At 75.3% G+C, this 392-nt stretch carries 1 protein-coding gene; it reads right to left on the bottom strand.

The window, feature by feature from the left end:
• Positions 1-392, bottom strand: a 392-nt coding sequence (locus K9U40_RS24495; RefSeq protein ID WP_282892631.1) for a TonB-dependent receptor domain-containing protein, incomplete at both ends; no start/stop codon positions are given.

Raw genomic sequence — 392 nt, 5'->3', positions numbered from 1 at the left:
CACCCAGGTCCAGGCGCGTCCAGCCGGGCACGCGCAGGGTGTTGGCACCGTCCGCGTAGCTCGCGCCGGTGTAGAGCGCGCGGGTGTCCAGCGCCAGGCCGGGCACGCCGGGCACGTCCCACTCCACGCCGGCATTGGCCTGCACGCGCGGCACGCCGATCACGCGCTTGCCGTCGAACGCGGCGCTGCCCGTGGTGCGCTGCCTGGCGTCCAGCCAGGTCACGCCGCCCAGCAGCCGCAGGCCGCGCACGGCCTCGCCCTGCACGTCCAGCTCGACGCCCTGGTGGCGGTCCTTGCCGGCCGCGCTGAAGACGTTGTCGGCATTCACGTAGGCCCGGGGCTTGGTGGTGCTGAAGAGCGCCAGCGAGCCGCGCAGGCGGCCGCCGTCGTAC

Origin of the sequence: Xanthobacter autotrophicus (assembly GCF_030015065.1) — a bacterium.
In the GTDB taxonomy this organism is placed as follows: domain Bacteria; phylum Pseudomonadota; class Alphaproteobacteria; order Rhizobiales; family Xanthobacteraceae; genus Xanthobacter; species Xanthobacter autotrophicus_D.
Note: the sequence above shows the minus strand (reverse complement) of the source record. Positions and strands in the feature narration are given on the sequence as shown.